18 protein-coding genes and 1 pseudogene are annotated in these 17,564 nt (G+C 48.9%); 6 read left to right on the forward strand and 13 right to left on the reverse strand.

The annotated features are described in order from the left end of the window. The coding region (locus AC5M9B_RS04875; protein ID WP_487648323.1) for a hypothetical protein at window positions 1–276 on the forward strand (276 nt) is incomplete at its 5' end. A 191-nt stretch (window positions 277–467) separates the two neighbouring features. Next, window positions 468–1,658, forward strand: coding sequence for a bifunctional phosphopantothenoylcysteine decarboxylase/phosphopantothenate--cysteine ligase CoaBC (gene coaBC, locus AC5M9B_RS04880; protein ID WP_070654856.1), 1,191 nt, complete (start codon window positions 468–470; stop codon window positions 1,656–1,658). A 180-nt stretch (window positions 1,659–1,838) separates the two neighbouring features. On the opposite strand, the gene nqrF is transcribed toward coaBC, so the two are convergent. The 9 genes from nqrF to AC5M9B_RS04925 form a co-directional block, all read right to left on the reverse strand. Beyond that, complete coding sequence (gene nqrF / locus AC5M9B_RS04885; RefSeq protein WP_049230621.1) at window positions 1,839–3,056, reverse strand: NADH:ubiquinone reductase (Na(+)-transporting) subunit F; 1,218 nt, start codon at window positions 3,054–3,056, stop codon at window positions 1,839–1,841. Window positions 3,057–3,069: 13 nt separating this feature from the next. Further along, window positions 3,070–3,663 (reverse strand): NADH:ubiquinone reductase (Na(+)-transporting) subunit E, encoded by a 594-nt coding sequence (nqrE, locus tag AC5M9B_RS04890; protein WP_003741087.1) that lies wholly within the window; start codon window positions 3,661–3,663, stop codon window positions 3,070–3,072. A 3-nt stretch (window positions 3,664–3,666) separates the two neighbouring features. Then, on the reverse strand, window positions 3,667–4,293 hold the full coding sequence (locus AC5M9B_RS04895; protein ID WP_003741088.1) for an NADH:ubiquinone reductase (Na(+)-transporting) subunit D: 627 nt from the start codon (window positions 4,291–4,293) through the stop codon (window positions 3,667–3,669). Continuing rightward, window positions 4,293–5,069, reverse strand: a complete 777-nt coding sequence (locus tag AC5M9B_RS04900; protein WP_009425722.1) for a Na(+)-translocating NADH-quinone reductase subunit C — start codon at window positions 5,067–5,069, stop codon at window positions 4,293–4,295. Before AC5M9B_RS04900 ends, AC5M9B_RS04895 begins: the two co-directional genes overlap by 1 nt. Beyond that, window positions 5,062–6,294 carry an NADH:ubiquinone reductase (Na(+)-transporting) subunit B gene (locus tag AC5M9B_RS04905; protein WP_146736295.1) on the reverse strand — a complete coding sequence of 411 codons (1,233 nt, stop codon included), beginning with the start codon at window positions 6,292–6,294 and terminating at the stop codon, window positions 5,062–5,064. Before AC5M9B_RS04905 ends, AC5M9B_RS04900 begins: the two co-directional genes overlap by 8 nt. A gap of 2 nt (window positions 6,295–6,296) precedes the next feature. Then, window positions 6,297–7,640 carry a Na(+)-translocating NADH-quinone reductase subunit A gene (locus tag AC5M9B_RS04910; protein ID WP_146736294.1) on the reverse strand — a complete coding sequence of 448 codons (1,344 nt, stop codon included), beginning with the start codon at window positions 7,638–7,640 and terminating at the stop codon, window positions 6,297–6,299. 365 nt (window positions 7,641–8,005) lie between these two features. Beyond that, window positions 8,006–9,427 (reverse strand): sodium:proton antiporter, encoded by a 1,422-nt coding sequence (locus AC5M9B_RS04915; RefSeq protein ID WP_070497458.1) that lies wholly within the window; start codon window positions 9,425–9,427, stop codon window positions 8,006–8,008. Between the two features lie 410 nt (window positions 9,428–9,837). After that, window positions 9,838–11,262 carry a surface lipoprotein assembly modifier gene (locus AC5M9B_RS04920; protein ID WP_209283082.1) on the reverse strand — a complete coding sequence of 475 codons (1,425 nt, stop codon included), beginning with the start codon at window positions 11,260–11,262 and terminating at the stop codon, window positions 9,838–9,840. A gap of 298 nt (window positions 11,263–11,560) precedes the next feature. Then, on the reverse strand, window positions 11,561–11,932 hold the full coding sequence (locus AC5M9B_RS04925; RefSeq protein WP_019270093.1) for a hypothetical protein: 372 nt from the start codon (window positions 11,930–11,932) through the stop codon (window positions 11,561–11,563). 253 nt (window positions 11,933–12,185) lie between these two features. On the opposite strand from AC5M9B_RS04925, the gene lspA reads away from it, so the two are divergent. From lspA to ribF, 4 genes are all read left to right on the forward strand, one after another. Next, window positions 12,186–12,719, forward strand: coding sequence for a signal peptidase II (lspA, locus tag AC5M9B_RS04930; protein ID WP_487648324.1), 534 nt, complete (start codon window positions 12,186–12,188; stop codon window positions 12,717–12,719). A gap of 26 nt (window positions 12,720–12,745) precedes the next feature. Further along, window positions 12,746–13,714, forward strand: coding sequence for a 4-hydroxy-3-methylbut-2-enyl diphosphate reductase (gene ispH / locus AC5M9B_RS04935; RefSeq protein WP_003741106.1), 969 nt, complete (start codon window positions 12,746–12,748; stop codon window positions 13,712–13,714). 155 nt (window positions 13,715–13,869) lie between these two features. Then, on the forward strand, window positions 13,870–14,262 hold the full coding sequence (locus tag AC5M9B_RS04940; protein ID WP_070654848.1) for a hypothetical protein: 393 nt from the start codon (window positions 13,870–13,872) through the stop codon (window positions 14,260–14,262). Window positions 14,263–14,366: 104 nt separating this feature from the next. Further along, complete coding sequence (ribF, locus tag AC5M9B_RS04945; protein ID WP_070654846.1) at window positions 14,367–15,296, forward strand: bifunctional riboflavin kinase/FAD synthetase; 930 nt, start codon at window positions 14,367–14,369, stop codon at window positions 15,294–15,296. A 102-nt stretch (window positions 15,297–15,398) separates the two neighbouring features. Here the strand turns inward: ribF and yacG are convergent, their stop codons facing one another. The 4 genes and pseudogenes from yacG to AC5M9B_RS04965 form a co-directional block, all read right to left on the reverse strand. Further along, on the reverse strand, window positions 15,399–15,593 hold the full coding sequence (gene yacG, locus AC5M9B_RS04950; protein WP_049228449.1) for a DNA gyrase inhibitor YacG: 195 nt from the start codon (window positions 15,591–15,593) through the stop codon (window positions 15,399–15,401). Window positions 15,594–15,631: 38 nt separating this feature from the next. Continuing rightward, window positions 15,632–15,913, reverse strand: a pseudogene (locus tag AC5M9B_RS04955) (hypothetical protein). A 156-nt stretch (window positions 15,914–16,069) separates the two neighbouring features. Then, window positions 16,070–16,699: a dephospho-CoA kinase gene (gene coaE, locus AC5M9B_RS04960; RefSeq protein ID WP_019270097.1), complete on the reverse strand. Its 630-nt coding sequence runs from the start codon at window positions 16,697–16,699 to the stop codon at window positions 16,070–16,072. Window position 16,700: 1 nt separating this feature from the next. Next, complete coding sequence (locus AC5M9B_RS04965) at window positions 16,701–17,564, reverse strand: prepilin peptidase (RefSeq protein ID WP_070654844.1); 864 nt, start codon at window positions 17,562–17,564, stop codon at window positions 16,701–16,703.

The following is a 17,564-nucleotide window of genomic DNA, read 5'->3' on the forward strand; positions in this document are numbered from 1 at the left end:
AAAAACCAGACCAACTGTGATATACTTATTAGTTCGTTCAATCACCGCCAAAGCAGCGAAGAACCGAACTATACCCCTCCCCTCAAAAACCGTCAACTCCCAAACAACAAAAAATTCTACAAAACACACCAACAAACTGAAATACAAAGATTTTTATTTCAGAACCCTCAAAACAGCATTTCAAAACACCCTCAATCCAAACCCGAACAGCCCAAAACCATCCAACTCACACACCGACAAACAACACAACCGCCAACAACACCAAAGGTCGTCTGAAATCTCTTTCAGACGACCTTTGTTATTCAATTTCGCATCATATTTTACCAATCTTGCTCATTCAGAAAATATTTGCCCTCCTGAATATTGCATCGCCTCGTTGACATATATAGGTATAGGCCTTCCTCAAAATTGCTTGTTTGTTCTTTATCCATGTTAGTATAAACATATTTTGAACATGTATTTTAGTCATGAGTAAACATATTCTGCTGGGTATTAGTGGCGGCATTGCCGCTTATAAGTCTTGCGAGTTGGTACGCTTATTGAAAAAACAGGGACATTCAGTCAGTGTGGTAATGAGCAAAGCATCAACCGAATTTATTTCACCACTGACTTTTCAGGCCTTAAGCGGAAATCCTGTTTTAACAGATACGCATGAAAATGGCTTAGGAAATGGCATGGCTCATATTAATTTAACACGTGAGGCAGATGCGTTGGTCATTACACCGGCAACAGCCAATACGATCGCAAAAATTTCCCATGGCATTGCGGATAACCTCCTGACTAATCTTGTTGCCGCACGGAAATGTCCTTTAGCAGTTGCTCCTGCCATGAATGTAGAGATGTGGAACAATCCTGCCAATCTACGCAACATCGAACAACTACGTTCAGACGGTATTACTGTCTTTCAGCCGGCGTATGGCGAACAGGCCTGTGGGGAAATTGGACTTGGCCGAATGCTTGAAGCAGCTGATTTGGCTGATTTAATTTCCGACTTATGGATACCCAAAATCTTATTAGGCAAACGTATTTTGATCACAGCCGGAGCAACGTTTGAAGCCATCGATCCCGTACGCGGTATTACAAACATCTCTAGCGGACAGATGGGTACGGCTTTAGCACGGGCATGCCGGGCTGCAGGGGCTAAAGTAACTTTGATCTATGGACAACTCCAAACTACTATTCCGACCGGACTTTTACATACAGAACAAGCCGTAAGCGCTGAAGAAATGTTCCGCGCTGTTCACAATCATATTACCGACCAAGATGTATTTATCTCCGTTGCAGCTGTTGCTGACTATAAGGTGAAAAATAGCAGTTCTCAAAAAATGAAAAAAGATGGTTCCGGTAAAGTTCCTGTTATCGAATTAACGGAAAACCCTGATATTCTCGCTTCCATTGCTTCTTTACCTACCCCTCCATTCTGTGTCGGGTTTGCCGCTGAAAGCGAACACATCCTAGAATATGCCAGAGTCAAAAAAATCAGGAAAAATATCCCGATGCTGATTGCAAATCAAATTTCCCTGTCAATGGGAAAAACGACTAATCAAATCACCATTATTGATGATGAAAATGAGATTTCATTTCCAGAAACAGATAAACGTCAAGCAGCAGATAACATTGTCAAACATCTTGCAACTCGTCTGAATCGTTCATCATGAACAATATAGCAAAATAATTCTCAAAATAAGTGAGAACAATGCTATTTTTCTGAAAAGTCCAAAGGTCGTCTGAAAATTTTAGCGGAACCCGTTTTCCTGTTTGCAGACGACCTTCATCTTTATCTAAACAAAAAAAGGAAGAAACCGAGGTTTCTTCCTTTTGTATTTGAAGCCGAATACTTAACCGCCGAAGTCATCCAAGAGGATATTTTCATCTTCCACGCCCAAGTCTTTGAGCATTTTGATGACGGACTGGTTCATGATCGGCGGGCCGCACATATAGAATTCGCAGTCTTCCGGTGCTTCGTGGTTTTTCAGGTGGTTTTCGTAAACCACGTTGTGGATGAAGCCTGTGTAGCCGTCCCAGTTGTCTTCCGGCAACGGGTCGGATAAGGCGACGTGCCATGTGAAGTTCGGGAACTCTGCTGCCAGTTGGTCGAAGTCTTCAACATAGAACATTTCGCGTTTGGAGCGTGCGCCGTACCAGAAGGTGATTTTGCGTTTGGAGTTCAAACGTTTCAGCTGGTCGAAAATGTGGGAGCGCATCGGCGCCATACCTGCACCGCCGCCGATGAATACCATTTCAGCATCGGTGTCTTTGGCAAAGAATTCGCCGAACGGACCGGAGATGGTTACTTTATCGCCGGGTTTGAGCGACCAGATGTAGGACGACATTTGTCCTGGAGGCGCATCGGGTACGCGCGGAGGCGGCGTGGCGATACGCACGTTCAGCATGATGATGCCTTTTTCTTCTGGATATGAAGCCATGGAGTATGCGCGCAAAATCGGCTCATCCACTTTCGAAACATATTGCCACAGATTGTATTTATCCCAGTCTTCGTGATATTCCTTAGGAATGTCGAAGTCTTTGTAGGCAACGGTGTGCGGCGGGGCTTCGATTTGGATATAGCCACCGGCACGGAAGGGAACTTCTTCGCCTTCGGGAATGGCAAGCTTGAGTTCTTTAATGAACGTGGCTTTGTTTTCATTGGAAATGACGGTGCATTCCCATTTTTTCACGCCGAACACTTCTTCCGGTACTTCGATGTCCATGTCGGTTTTGACGTTGACCTGACAAGACAGTCGGCAGCCTTCGCGTGCTTCGCGTTTGCTGATGTGGGACAACTCGGTCGGCAGAATGTCGCCGCCGCCACTTTTCACGACAACGCGACATTGTCCGCACGAACCGCCGCCACCGCAGGCGGAGGGAACGAAGATGCCTTGGCTAGCAAGCGCGCCTAGCAGTTTGCCGCCGGCGGGCATAGTCAGCTCTTTTTCATCATTGACTTTGATGGTGATGTCGCCTTCGCTCACCAGCTTAGATTTGGCAAACAGAATCATCAGTGCCAAAGCCAAGACGATGACGGTGAACATCACGATACCTAAAATAATTTCCATGCCGAATCCTTTCTTATAACTGGATGCCGGAGAACGACATAAACGCCATCGCCATCAGGCCGGCGGAGATGAAGGTGATGCCCAGTCCTTTGAGGCCTTTGGGAGCGTCCGAATATTTCATTTTTTCGGTAATGCCCGCCAAAGCGACAATCGCCAACATCCAGCCCAAGCCCGCGCCGAAGCCGTACACGACGGATTCGCCGAAGTTATATTCGCGTTGCGCCATAAACGAAACGGCACCGAAAATCGCGCAGTTTACGGTAATCAGCGGCAGGTAAATACCCAGTGCGTTGTAGAGAGCAGGGAAGAATTTGTCCAAGAACATTTCCAAAATCTGCACCAAAGCCGCAATTACGCCGATGAAGGTGATGAATTTCAGGAAGGTTAAATCCACGCCTTCGACAATCGCGCCGTCTTTGAGCAGCGAGTAAACGAGCTGGTTGGCTGGGACGGACAGGCCGAGTACGAAGGTAACGGCAACGCCCAAGCCGAATGCGGTGGATACTTTTTTCGATACCGCCAGAAAAGTACACATGCCCAAGAAGAAGGACAGCGCCATGTTTTCAATGAAGACGGATTTCACAAAAAGGCTTAAATAGTGTTCCATGTCTTATTTCTCCGCCTGTTCGGGTTTCCATGTGCGCAAACCCCAAATCAAAAAGCCGATGATGAAGAACGCGCTCGGTGCCAGCAAGAAAAGGCCGTTAGTTTGATACCAGCCGCCGTCTTGTACGGTTTGGAAAATGGTGTACCCAAAGAGTTTGCCTGAACCGATCAATTCGCGGATGCTGGCGATGATAATCAGCAACATGCCGTAACCCGCGCCCTGACCGATACCGTCCACCAAGCTTTCCAGCGGCGGCTCTTTCATGGCGAAGGCTTCAGCGCGACCCATCACGATACAGTTGGTAATAATCAGACCGACGAATACAGAGAGCTGTTTGGACAATTCGTAAGCATAGGCCTGCAATAATTGGTCAACCAGCGTAACCAGCGACGCGACAATCGCCATCTGCACGATAATGCGGATGCTGTTTGGAATGTAATTGCGCACCAGCGAGATGAAGAAGCTGGAAAAACCGGTTACCAAACTGACGGAAATACCCATCACGATGGCCGTCTGAAGTTTGGTGGTAACCGCCAGCGCCGAACAAATACCCAAAACCTGCAAGGCAATCGGGTTGTTGTCGATAAAGGGTGAAAACATCAAATGTTTCAAGCGTTTCATATCAGCCATTATTGTGCTCCTGCTGATTTCAATTTGTTCAGGTAGGGGATATAGCCGTTTTCGCCGAACCAGTAGTCGAACGAGCCTTGTACGCCTTTGGAAGTCAGCGATGCACCGGAGAGTGCATCTACGCCGTGTTCTTTATCCGAACCTGCGCCTTTGCCGACGTGCAGGGCAAGTTTGCCTTGTTCGTCAAAGAGTTTTTTACCGACGAATTTTTGTTGCCACAACGGATTGCCGATTTCGCCACCCAAGCCCGGAGTCTCGCCTTGGTCGTAGTAAGTGATGCCATTGATGGTGTTGCCGTCAGGTTGGATGGCGACGAAGCCGTACATGACTGACCACAAACCGTTGCCGTGCATAGGCAGAATAATTTGGCTGACTTTGCCGTCATCGCCTTTTACCAAATAAACTTCGGTGTATTTGGCGCGGCTTTTGATGCCTGCCAAATCGTCTTCGGGTTTGATTTGGATGCTTTGCGCAGGGTCTTTGGCGGCAACGCGCGCGCTGAAGTCTTTCGGCGCGTCTTTCACATATTCGCCGGTCGCCAAATCGACCACGCGTTGTTCGATGCGGTCGGCAAAGGTTTTGCTGATGTCGGTATTTTTATCGAGCAAACCGGCAACGCTCAGGATGTAGCTTTGCTTATCCTGAACCTTTTGTTTTTCCTGCACCGGTTTCAAGCCGACAACCGCGCCCGCCACGATGACCGAGCAAATCAGGCTGACCGCCAACACCACAATCAGCGTGCCGCTGAAGCTGTCTTTATCGAATTTCTTAGCCATTGCTGCGCGCCTTTCTGCGTTTGATGTTCGCTTGTGCGACGAAATAGTCGAAAATCGGGGCAAACAGGTTGGCAAACAGAATCGCCAACATCATGCCCTCGGGGTAAGCCGGATTGACCACGCGGATTAACACGCACATCACGCCGATTAGCGCGCCGTACCACCATTTGCCGACATTGGTAAAGGAGGCGGAAACAGGGTCAGTCGCCATAAACAGCATCCCGATGGCGAAGCCGCCAACAACCAGATGCCAGTACCAAGGCATGCTGAACATCGGATTGGTGTCCGAACCGATAACATTAAACAGCGAAGACATGGCAATCATACCAATCATCACGCCGGCAATAATGCGCCAAGAAGCAATGCGGGCAAACACGATAAATGCGCCGCCGATTAAAAGCGCCAACGTGGATACTTCGCCGATAGAACCGGGCAGGTTGCCGATAAACGCATCCATCCAAGTGATGGATTTACCGGTAACGGCGTTTTTCAGACCTTCCGAACCGTGTGCCGCCCATTGCGCCAACGCAGTTGCGCCAGAATAGCCGTCAACTGCCGTCCAAACGGTGTCGCCGGTAATATTGGCGGGATAAGCGAAGAACAAGAAGGCACGGCCTGCCAGTGCAGGGTTCATAAAGTTTTTACCCGTACCGCCGAACACCTCTTTCGCAACCACCACGCCGAAGGTAATACCTAAGGCAGCCTGCCACAGCGGCAGCGTAGGCGGAACGATTAAGGCAAACAAAATCGAAGTCACGAAGAAACCTTCGTTGATTTCGTGTTTGCGCACGGTGGCGAACAAGACTTCCCAGAAACCGCCGACGATAAATACGGTTGCGTAAATCGGCAGGAAGTAAATCGCGCCGAACAGCATTTTGCCCAACACGCCCGCTTCAGACGACATATTAATGCCCAAAGCGTTGGCAAGGGCGTAATGCCAGTCGTTGGCGATGCTTTGTTGCAGCAAATCGGGTGTCAGCGCACCGAATGCCTGCGCGCCGACGTTGTACATGCCGTAAAACATGGCGGGGAACAAAGCCAGCCACACCAAAATCATCATGCGTTTGGAGTCGAGCGCGTCGCGGACGTGTGCCGCTTTGCGCGTTACCGCGCCGGATGTGTAGAAAATCGTCGCCGCAGCTTCATAGAGGGCATACCATTTTTCATGTTTGCCGCCCGGCAGGAAGTGCGGTTCGATTTTTTCCAGAAAATGTTTCAAGCCCATAATCAGCCTTCCTTCTCAATGGTTTCCAGCACCTTGCGCAACAGCGGGCCGTATTCATATTTACCCGGGCAGACGAAGCTGCACAAAGCGAGGTCTTCTTCGTCCAATTCCAAGCAACCCAAAGCCTGCGCGCTGTCGGTATCGCCGACGATTAAATCGCGCAAAAGCAAGGTAGGCAGGATGTCCAGCGGCATCACGCGCTCGTAAGTGCCGATGGGAACCATGGCGCGGTCGCCGCCGTTGACGGCTGTCGTGAACTTGAAGAGTTTGTTTTTCAGGAAATGACCGAGGGTCGTACGCGTAATCGAGTATTTGTCCGGCTGCGGTGCAACCCAGCCGAACAGCTCTTTGCTGCGGCCTTCTTCGATAACGGAAATCTGATTGTGGTAGCGTCCCAAATAATCATGCGCGCCTTGCGCAATCGCGCCGTTCAATACCGAACCGGAAATCACGCGGTTGTCCGCGTCAACCAATTCGCCGGCAGTAATTTGCGACACCTTCGCACCCAAAACGGTACGCAAGAGGCGTGGCTTGTTGACTTGCGGACCGCCCAAAGCAACTACGCGCTCGGTATTCAGACGACCTGTTACGAACAAACGTCCGATCGCAATCACGTCTTGATAATTGATGGTCCAAACGGTTTTATTCGCGCCGACAGGCTCGATGAAATGAATGTGCGTACCGCTCAAGCCAGCGGGATGCGGGCCACCGAATTCGTGTGTTTCAATGTTGGCGGCGTTTTCAGACGGCACGTCCGCACCGGCTGCTTTACAAAAATGGATTTTTCGTTCGGTCAGGCGGCTCAACACCAGCAAACCTCGTCTGAAATCCTCGGCGGCTTCTTTGATCACAACCACAGGGTCTGCCGCCAGCGGATTGGTGTCCATCGCATTGACGAAAATGGCGAACGGCTCGGCATCGACGGCAGGGATTTTACTGAACGGACGGGTACGCAGCGCAGTCCACAAACCGGATTGAATCAGATTTCGGCGCACTTCTTCGCCGCTTAAGTTTGCCAACGCATCGGGCGCGTAGCGTTCAAACTCGATTTCGTCATCGCCTTCAACGGCAATCACAACCGACTGAAGCACGCGCTTTTCGCCGCGGTGAATCGCGGCGATTTTGCCGGAAGCCGGCGCAGTAAACACCACGCCCGGATTTTTCTTGTCTTCAAACAGCACTTGGCCTTTTTTGACGGCATCGCCTTCCTTGACTTTCATCGAGGGGCGCATACCGGCATATTCTTCGCCAAGCAACGCGACTTCGGTAATGGCCGGACCGTCGTAAACGGCTTGCTCTGGTCTGCCCGCGATGGGCAGGTCTAGGCCTTTTTTGATTTTAATCATAGGTTTGCATTACTTGTGATGAGTTAAACAGAATAAAATGATCCAACTTTTCAGACGACGTTTGAAACTGGAAAGCGTGGGAGAGGTCGTCTGAAAGTAAAGCCTTACTTACGGAAAACAACAATCAAATGAAAACTGTAAAGTGTTTGATTTTAGCAGGAACAGCCCGCTTTATGTCAGATTTACGCAGATTTTTTCCAGCCTTCTACCCCATGTCTCGTACGAAATAAGCCTTCAATAAAAGCACAACATATTGATGCCAAAAATTAATCTCTTCAAAACAAGCGGCAGAATACAAAAAGGTCGTCTGAAAACCGAATCACAAGAATCAGGTTTTCAGACGACCTTTTGAGGACAAGCAATTATCAGAACAACTGCCAAACAAAGAAAATCAGCGTATGCAGTATAAACAGCGGAATCAATATCCCTACCGACCACATCATATAACCAAAGAAAGTCGGCATTGGAATACCGCGCTGCTCGGCAATCGCTTTAACCATAAAGTTCGGCGCATTACCGATATAAGTCAGTGCGCCCATAAACACCGAACCCATGGATATAGCCAGCAGCGAATGGAACAAATGCCCCGTCATCAGAGCCTGAGCATCGCCGCCCGCCATATTGAAGAACACCAAATAAGTCGGCGCATTATCCAAAAAGGCGGACAACAAACCGCTCATCCAGAAATACATCGTATTAATCGGATTGCCTGCGGCGTCATGCACCAACGACACCACCGCACCCAGTGCACCTGCCTCGCCTGCCTTCAAAATCGCCAAAACAGGGGAAATCGTAATGAAAATACCCAAAAACAGTTTGCCCACTTCGGCAATCGGGTCGAAATTGAATTCATTGCCCGCCCTAACCTGCTTGGGCGTAATCAGCAGCGAAACAATGGTCAACACCAGCAAAATCACATCGCGGACCAAGTTTTGCAAAGCATAGTGGCTGCCAAAAATTTCAAATCCCGGATGATTGGGCTTCCACAAGCCGGACAGCAAAACCGCACCGACCACGCCCGCCAGCAGCAGGAAGTTCCATTTACCGGAAATCCGCAAATCTTCCTCGACTTCCTCTTCCTGCTGAATCTGTTCCACACTAGTTTCACGCGCGTGATAGCGGCTGTCGATAATATAAAACACCAGCAACAGCACCACCGTACTGATCAATACGGGCATCAACATGTGTTTCACCGTCCACATGAAATCCACGCCCTTCAAGAAGCCCAAAAACAGCGGAGGATCACCCAACGGCGTCAGTCCACCGCCGATATTTGCCACTAAAAAAATAAAGAATACAACGATATGTACTTTTTTCTTGCGGTAATGATTTGCTTTCAGCAGCGGACGAATCATCAGCATCGCCGCACCGGTCGTTCCCATAAAGGAAGCCATCACCGTACCCGCCGCCAACAACCCAGTATTCAGCGCGGGCGTACCGTGCAGCTTACCCCAAACCAAAATCCCGCCCGAAATCGTGTACAAAGCCAAAAGCAGCAGGATAAAGGGGATATATTCCTCAACCAACGCATGGGCAACCGTATGCACACCCGCCCCGAAACCGAACACAACGGCGAACGGAACCAAAAACAGCAGCGTCCAAAACGCCGTAATCTTGCCGAAATGGTGGTGCCAAGTATGTGCGAAAAAGAGCGGCCCCAACGCAATAGACAAAAGAATCAACGCAAACGGCGCACCCCAAAACAGACTGAGCGACGCGCCGTCAAAATCAGCAGCGTGCGACAAAGTAGGGAATAAGATGAGGGATAAAATTGGTAAGCGGCGCATTGTTTTTCCTTGTTTTTCTTACAGACAAAAGCCCGAACAAACACGCCCGCACAATGCCGAGAAGTCAAACAGAAAACGCCTGCGACCCATCCTGACATTGAACGGAGAAATGTTGCCATACGTAAACCTTGTTTGATTGTAAGTGAAAACCCCGCCCCAAACCAGTCAAAATAACCGACCGCCCTACCCTGCCTCCCAATCTTCAAGTACCTGTTACGCCCTATTCCGCCAACCATATTTTCAAAATCCTTTTGAAAATAAAATGCTAGGCAAACAACAATGTAAACTATCGAAATATAACTTTAGATTTATTTTTCCAAAAATTTACACAATCCGCCCTTACGCAAATAAAAAGCTAAAGGTCGTCTGAAAAATTTCAGACGACCTTTTATTATTCAAACCAAACACAATCAGAACGTTTTGCTGAATTCGACAAACACTCTGGTTTTTCCGTATTCATTATATTTGTCGTTGCTCCATGTTTTGTGGTGGGCGACGGTCAGGCGCGGGGTGATGCCTTTGAAGTGGAAAGCGCGGTGCCATACGGCGAGCGAAATATCCGCTTCTTTATCGCGGCGGTTTTCCTGACCGCTCAAAAGGCTGGGCGTTTGATAACGGCGTTGCGCCGCACTCAGGCGCAACATGGTGGACAGCCCTTTGCCCCATTCCTGCCCCCATGCGGTACGGAGGCTGTAGCGGTCGAAGCTGTCCGATTTGTCTTCTTTATTGCGTTCCTGATAGATGTCGAAACCGCCGACCCAGTATTGACGGGCGTTTCGGTAATAGACAACGGAATTGCTCAGAAGGCGGTTGTTGCTGTCGGAACGGGCGCGCCGGGTGTTTTTCAGACGACCCATTTCAACGGCGCTCAGGGTTTGCAGCTTGGGCTGCCACCAGCGGTTGATGTGCAGGCGCGCACCGCTGGAGTAGGTGTAAGGATCGTTGCCGTAGAAGCGACGTTCGTGGAACGGGGTCAAACCGATGTCGTTGCGCTGGTCGGCGTAACCTGCGCCCACTGAGAAGCGGGTGGTCACGTCGTTATACTTGGTTCGTTCGGGATAAACTTTGCCGTAGGTATCCGCTCCTGCCGTAACGTACCAGCCTTTGGGCAGCGACCATTTTTTCTCTGCGCCGAGTTGGTAGTTGATGGCGGTAGCGTCGATAGGCTCGGGGAAAGTCCAGTTGCCGTATGTGCGGCGGCTGGGCGCTTGGTTGATATTTTGTTCGCGGGTAACGCTCAAGCCGGCGTTGAATTTCCACGAATCGCGCTCGCGCAATGCTTTTCGGTAAGACTCAATGCCTTTGACGAGCGGCTCGGGCAGGTTGGCTTCTGTTTTAAGTTTGTCGAACTGGTCGGCGGCGGCTTCGTTTTGCTTGTCTTCAAACAAAGCGGTGGCAAGCTGCCAGCGGACGACGGGGGCATCGGGGTTTTCGGCGATAAATTGACGGTAATACCCGATGGCTTCTTTCATTTTGCCGTCGTTTTGGGCAACCAGTCCGCGTGCGTAGAGCGCCATGTTTTTATCGTGTCCCGGCCATTGTTCGTAAATCGGCAGGACGACTTTGATGCCCGCGATGTTGCGCGACACAACGGCGGAATACATGGCACGAGAAAGTAATTGGGGATTGTCGAGCAGGGTTTTGGCATCGACGTTCACGACTTTTTCAGACGACGTTTCGGCGGCAGGTTTGACCGCCTCTTCTTCGAAGGGGGCAGGTTCTGCCGTTTTGACCTGCAACTCGGGGGCAGGCTGGTTTGGAGTTTTGGGCGGGGCATCAGCGGCTTCTGCCGCAGACATAGTGAAAAGAGAGAGGAGTAAGAGTGTTTTTTTCATGATCTTTGCAATGTGGAATGTTGGCATTGTAGTGATTGCGTCAATATTATTTATTTGAGATCGGACAACACCATTTATTTCGGTACTGTTTTGTCTCAATATTGTGTTGAGCGCGGATTTTACCGTGTTTTACAGTAAAACAAAATATTGCGGAGGCAAATAAAACGATACGGCATGATTCGGCTTTCACCTAAATCGCAGTTAACGCCCTATCCTGCCGTTTTGGTTCTGTGTGCTTAATCATACAAAAAGGTCGTCTGAAACCTCTTTTCAGACGACCTTTCCGGTATTTCTCGATTTAGCGTTTGTCCAAGTCTAAATCAGCTTTGTATTCGATGCGGCCGTGTCCTTTATTTTCGATGGAGACGTCCAATTCTTGTCTGCCGCGTTTGAATTTCAAATCGGCATCGTCGTGTTTGATTTCAGATTCGACCACATGAAAACCTTTGCTGCGCGCGTGGGCGATGACTTTTTTTGCCAAAGATGGAATCGGGTTGCCGCGTGCGGGCAGTTCGGCTTCGTATTCGAATTCGCCGTTGCCCTGACGATCGGCTTTAACCGTATGCGCGCCTGCGGGAAGGTAAATTTCGGCAGGAAGCGGAGCGGCGAAAGCGGTGGCGGAGAAAAGTGCCAAAATGCCGGTTGCCAATAAAGATTTTGTTTTAGCCATACTGTATCCTTTCGGGGAAGGCATATAAAAACGCCGCCATGTTATCGGCAAGGCAACACCCTATCAAGCAAATAAACCTTGTTTTACGTATGACGGTGTTTTTGCGCGCAGCGTTTACGCGGTTTTGCGATAACCCTGCAAAACCCTGCATCTTGCCCTGTAATAAAAGGTTTTCAGACGACCTTTTGAAACACGGCTTTTGCGCTTTCGGGTAAAATAGCCGCTTTGTTTTTATTCAGGCAGCTTCAACCAAATGTCTTCCTCCCTTTCCAAAAAAACCGCCTACCTGCTGATTGCGCTGGTCGGCATCGCGCTTGACCAACTGACCAAATGGGAAATCCTCGCCCACTTCCGAGAAGGCGAGCGCCTCAATATCATCTCCTCCTTCTTCGACCTGACCCTTGCCTACAACCCGGGCGCAGCGTTCAGCTTTCTTGCCGACCAAGGCGGCTGGCAGAAATTCTTTTTCTTAGGGCTGGCGCTCGTCATCAGCGCCTATCTCGCCCGCGCTATCCTGCGCGACGAGTTCCGCCTTTCGGGCAAAATCGGCGCCGCCATGATTATCGGCGGCGCGCTCGGTAACGTCATCGATCGACTGATTCACGGTCATGTGGTTGATTTTTTACTGTTTTACTGGAAGGATTGGTATTATCCTGCATTTAATGTTGCCGACAGCTTTATCTGCGTCGGTGCCGTTTTATTGGTTTTGGATGGACTGTTCCACAAAAAAGACCCCAAACCGACTGACGAAGCAGTAGCCGACGAACCGACAACCGACAACCTTTAAGGTCGTCTGAAATCCGGACCATACACATGACCCAAAAAACCATCATCCTTGCCAACCCGCGCGGCTTCTGCGCCGGCGTTGACCGCGCCATCAGCATCGTCGAGCGCGCGCTGGAAGAATTCGGCGCACCGGTTTACGTCCGCCACGAAGTCGTCCACAACAAATTCGTCGTGGACAACCTGCGCGAAAAAGGCGCGGTATTCATCGAAGACCTCGCCGACGTACCCAAAGACGCCATCCTGATTTACTCGGCACACGGCGTCTCCAAAGCCGTGCAGCAGGAAGCCGCCGAACGCGGGTTCCGCGTATTCGATGCCACCTGCCCGCTCGTGACCAAAGTCCACAAAGAAGTCGCCCGCCTCGACGCGCAAGACTGCGAAATCATCATGATCGGACACAAAGGCCACGTCGAAGTCGAAGGCACCATGGGACAGCTTCCGCCCGGCAGAATGCTGCTGGTCGAAACCGTTGAAGACGTCGCCGGACTGCAAGTCAAAAACCCCGACAAACTCGCCTACGTCAGCCAAACCACCCTCTCCGTCGATGAAACTAAAGACATCATCGCCGCGCTGAACGCCCGTTTCCCCAACATCCGCAACCCGCATAAAGAAGACATCTGCTACGCCACGACCAACCGACAAACCGCCGTCAAAGAATTGGCGGAAGAATGCGACATCGTCATCGTCGTCGGCTCGCCCAATTCTTCCAACAGCAACCGCCTGCGCGAAGTCGCCGCCCAACGCGGCGTCGATGCCTATATGGTCGACAACGCCGGCTACCTGCAACGCGAATGGTTCGAAGGTAAACACAAAGTCGGCGTAACCGCCGGCGCGTCCGCCCCCGAAGTTTTAGTCAGAGAAGTCCTGCAAACCATACAGCAATGGGGACACGAAACCATACGCGAAGGCGAAGGCGCAGAAGAAAGCATCGTCTTCGTCCTCCCTAAAGAACTACGGCGCGAAGGCGAAAACAAACAAATCCTCAACAAAGGTTAAACTGCTTAGTCCAGCCTTTTCATCCAAGCGGTAAAACAAAAAGGTCGTCTGAAAACCGAGTTTCAAGGTTTTCAGACGACCTTTACCTATTTACCCCTTGCACTCGACCAGCCGTCAGCGTACATTGGTTATCATCACCTTAAAGGGGCAACATCATGAACCCATTACGCTTTTTATCGCTCTTCACCCTTGCATTCCTGACTGCCTGCGCCGCCACGCCGGAGCAACTCGCCGCACGCGCACAGGCTCGGAAACAGGAAGAACAAAACCTGCAAATCCACTTGGCCTCCCAGTGCGACCCCGAAACCGCCCGATTGATACAAAAACAGTTTGAGCTGGCGGATAACCGCTCCGTTCAAACAGTAGAACAGCAAAAATCCTTCCGCCTGAAATATATAGATAAAGTTTCCGACCCCATGTTCCAAGCCTGCTACAAAATGGCATGGCAAAACTACATTTCCCAGCAGCAGCTCCAAGAAGCACGCTATTATTACAACTATTACGACCCTTGGGGTTACCCTTTTTACCGTCCGCCGTTTTGGTGGTAACGACGATACAGGTCGTCTGAAAACATATTCAGACGACCTGTGGTTTATATAAACACCAAGAACGTTTACAATACCCGTCCGTTTACGAACCGCATAAATAACTCATGAAAATCTGGCTCGGTCAGCATCGCACGCCCGACTTCCCTCAGGGAAGTGCCGTTACCATCGGCAATTTTGACGGCGTACACCTCGGACACAAACACATTCTCCAAAAACTCAAGCAAGAAGCCGATGCACGGGGGCTTCCTGTCGTCGTCGTTATCTTCGAACCACAACCCAAAGAATTTTTTGCCCGACAAACCGGTAAAAAACAGCCCTACCGTATCAGCCCTCTGCGCACCAAACTGAATTTGCTTGAACAAACCGGCTGTGTCGATGCAGTTTGGGTGCTGCGGTTTAACCAAACATTTGCCGATATGGATGCCCAAGACTTTATCAATCTGCTTTTACGCAAGACGTTGAATACGCGTTATCTGCTGATTGGAGATGACTTCCGTTTCGGTGCAGGTCGCCGTGGCGATTTCGAACTTTTGGCAGCACAACCTGATATTCAAACCGATCGTACCCCATCTGTTATCGTAGAAGACATCCGTACCAGCAGTACCGCCGTGCGTAATGCGCTTTCTGAAGGACGATTAGACTATGCCAAAAAACTGCTGGGACACGATTACACCTTAAGCGGCAAAGTCAAACACGGTAAAAAACTCGGCCGCACCATCAACGCCCCCACCGCCAACATCCAACTCCCTCCCCACCATTACGCCTTAAGCGGGGTATTTGTTGTTGAAGTAGATGGCACTTTCGGCACAAAACGCGGCGTGGCAAGTTTCGGATTCAACCCTACTGTCAGCAACAACCGCGCCCAAAAACTTGAAGTCCATCTATTTGATTTCAATGAAAACATTTATGGCCAACGCCTGAACGTCCGTTTTCTGCACAAATTACGCGACGAAAAAAAATTCGACAGTATCGCCGAATTAAAAGTACAAATCGAACAAGACATGAAAAATGCCCGACATTGGTCTGAAACATAAGCTTGGACAGCCATTACCATAATGGCATCCTACCAAACAAATGCCTACCAAGGAGAAAAAAGGGGGGGCTGCATAACCTCAAAAAAACGTTTTAAATACAGTTTATTGTAAGCCTCCGACTATTGAATCGGATAAAGTATCATCTTCTTCCGCTGCAACCGTATATTTCTCTTGCGCCCATTCGCCTAAGTCAATCAATCGGCAACGTTGACTGCAAAAAGGTCGGTATTTACTCTCTTCATTCCATATCACCGACTTTTGACAGGTCGGACATTTCACAGTCGTTACTTCAGTCATTATTTATTCCTTCCAAATCATTCTTTATTTTATGCTTGTTACGAAAAGCCTTCTAAATGATGGCTAATTGCCTCTTCAATAGTTGGATACCAATCCATAAATGAAGACTGTAATTCCTCTAAAACCAACTCATTGAATAAATTATCTAAATTCCTTCAATCCATTGTTTCATTTGGACAGAGAAAATTTGCCATAACGACAGTATGTTTATTGTGGGAGTAATCTGATAGGGCGCAAACCATCAGATACTGCCCTGAATGCTCCAGATAAAAAATTCTTTTTTCTAAGGGAGGTCGATTATTTGGGTATCCATTTTCCATTGTTTAAACTTTTCGCCGTATTGGCTTCCGAGTTCTTAAAATTGAATTATCTGTTTTCTGTCAAGTAGGTCGTCTGAAAAACCAAACACAGTTTCAGACGACCTTTTGATTGTTGGATTTCCAATATGCTTTGTCTGTTGATAGGGATATTTCACGTTAGGGCAATGATGTACCAAATTTTGAGTTGCCGGCATATCCCAGATAAAACCTATTCAGTTCCTGAATCTTCTTGGCCAATTCAGATAAAGTTCCTTCATTTTCTAAAACATCATCTGCATAGAGCAGCCGCGTTTTGCGGTTGGACTGAGTATTCATAATGCGCTTGATCTCTTCTGTGTTCAAACCGCTTCTTTGCTGAACGCGAAGAATTTGTGTTGCTTCAGAAACATCAATCACCAATACTCTATCAACAGCTGCCAAAAATTCCGGATTTTCAACCAGCAAGGGGACATCGATGATGCCGTATGCCGCATCGGGATAACAGGTCTTTGCTGATTTGATTTCATTTAAAATCAAAGGCAGTAATACCTCTTCCAATTCTTTTTTGGCTTGAGGTCGTCTGAAAACAATATCCCTCAAAGCAGCACGGTTCAGACTGTTTTGAGTATGAAAAACCTTGTCGCCAAAAAGACGGCGGATAGCCGGTAATGCTATACCGTTATCCGCCGTCAGGTTTCGACTCAGGGCATCGGCATCAATGTGCGGAACTCCCAAATCAGAAAAGATTTTTGCTGCTTGAGATTTCCCGCTGCCGATACCGCCTGTCAAACCTATCCATAAAGTCATATTAAAATCCTGATTTTGTCAGCCACCAAGTGACGGCACGATGTACCGGCTCGTTGGCTACCAAAATAATCCAGCCAGCAATGGCCAAACTCGGACCGAAAGCAAAATATTGTCCTTTGGCAACCCGCCCGATAATCGCTCCAATCAGACCGATTAATGCTGCCATAAAAACCAATACAGGTAAAATGCCGACCCCAAGCCATGCACCTTGAGCAGCCAGCAATTTAAAATCGCCGTTACCCATACCGATTTTTCCAGTCAAAAGCTTATAGATGAAACATAACAACCATAAGCTCATGTAACCGAAAACTGCACCTAAGACGGCGGATTTCAATGGTACGAATGTGCCGTTCAAATTAAACAGCAAGCCTAACCATATCAACGGCAGGGTCAGGCTGTCAGGTAAATATTGAGTATCCGCATCGATAAAGGTCAATGCAATCAATATTGCAGTCAATATTAACCCACCAAATGTAACCATCGTCCAGCCATATTGCCACGCCACTACGCCAAACAATATACCGGTCAATAATTCGATTAAGGGATAACGGATGCTGATGGGCGTTTTACACGAACCGCATTTACCGCCAAGCATCAGATAACTGACAATCGGAATATTTTGCCAAGCCTTTACCGGAGCATGACACTTGGGGCAGCGTGAATCCGGTTTCATCAAATTGAATGGTTGCTGCTCTTCTTCCGTTAATTCAAGTTGCAAATGCTCTTTCGCAAACTGAGTCCAACCGCGTTCCATCATGACAGGAACGCGGTAAATGACAACATTAAGAAAACTTCCGATTAACAAACCAACGACAATAGATAGCGGAATAGCGAATGGCGCTAATGTATCCAAAGATTCCAACAT

It is taken from the genome of Neisseria flava, assembly GCF_982712965.1.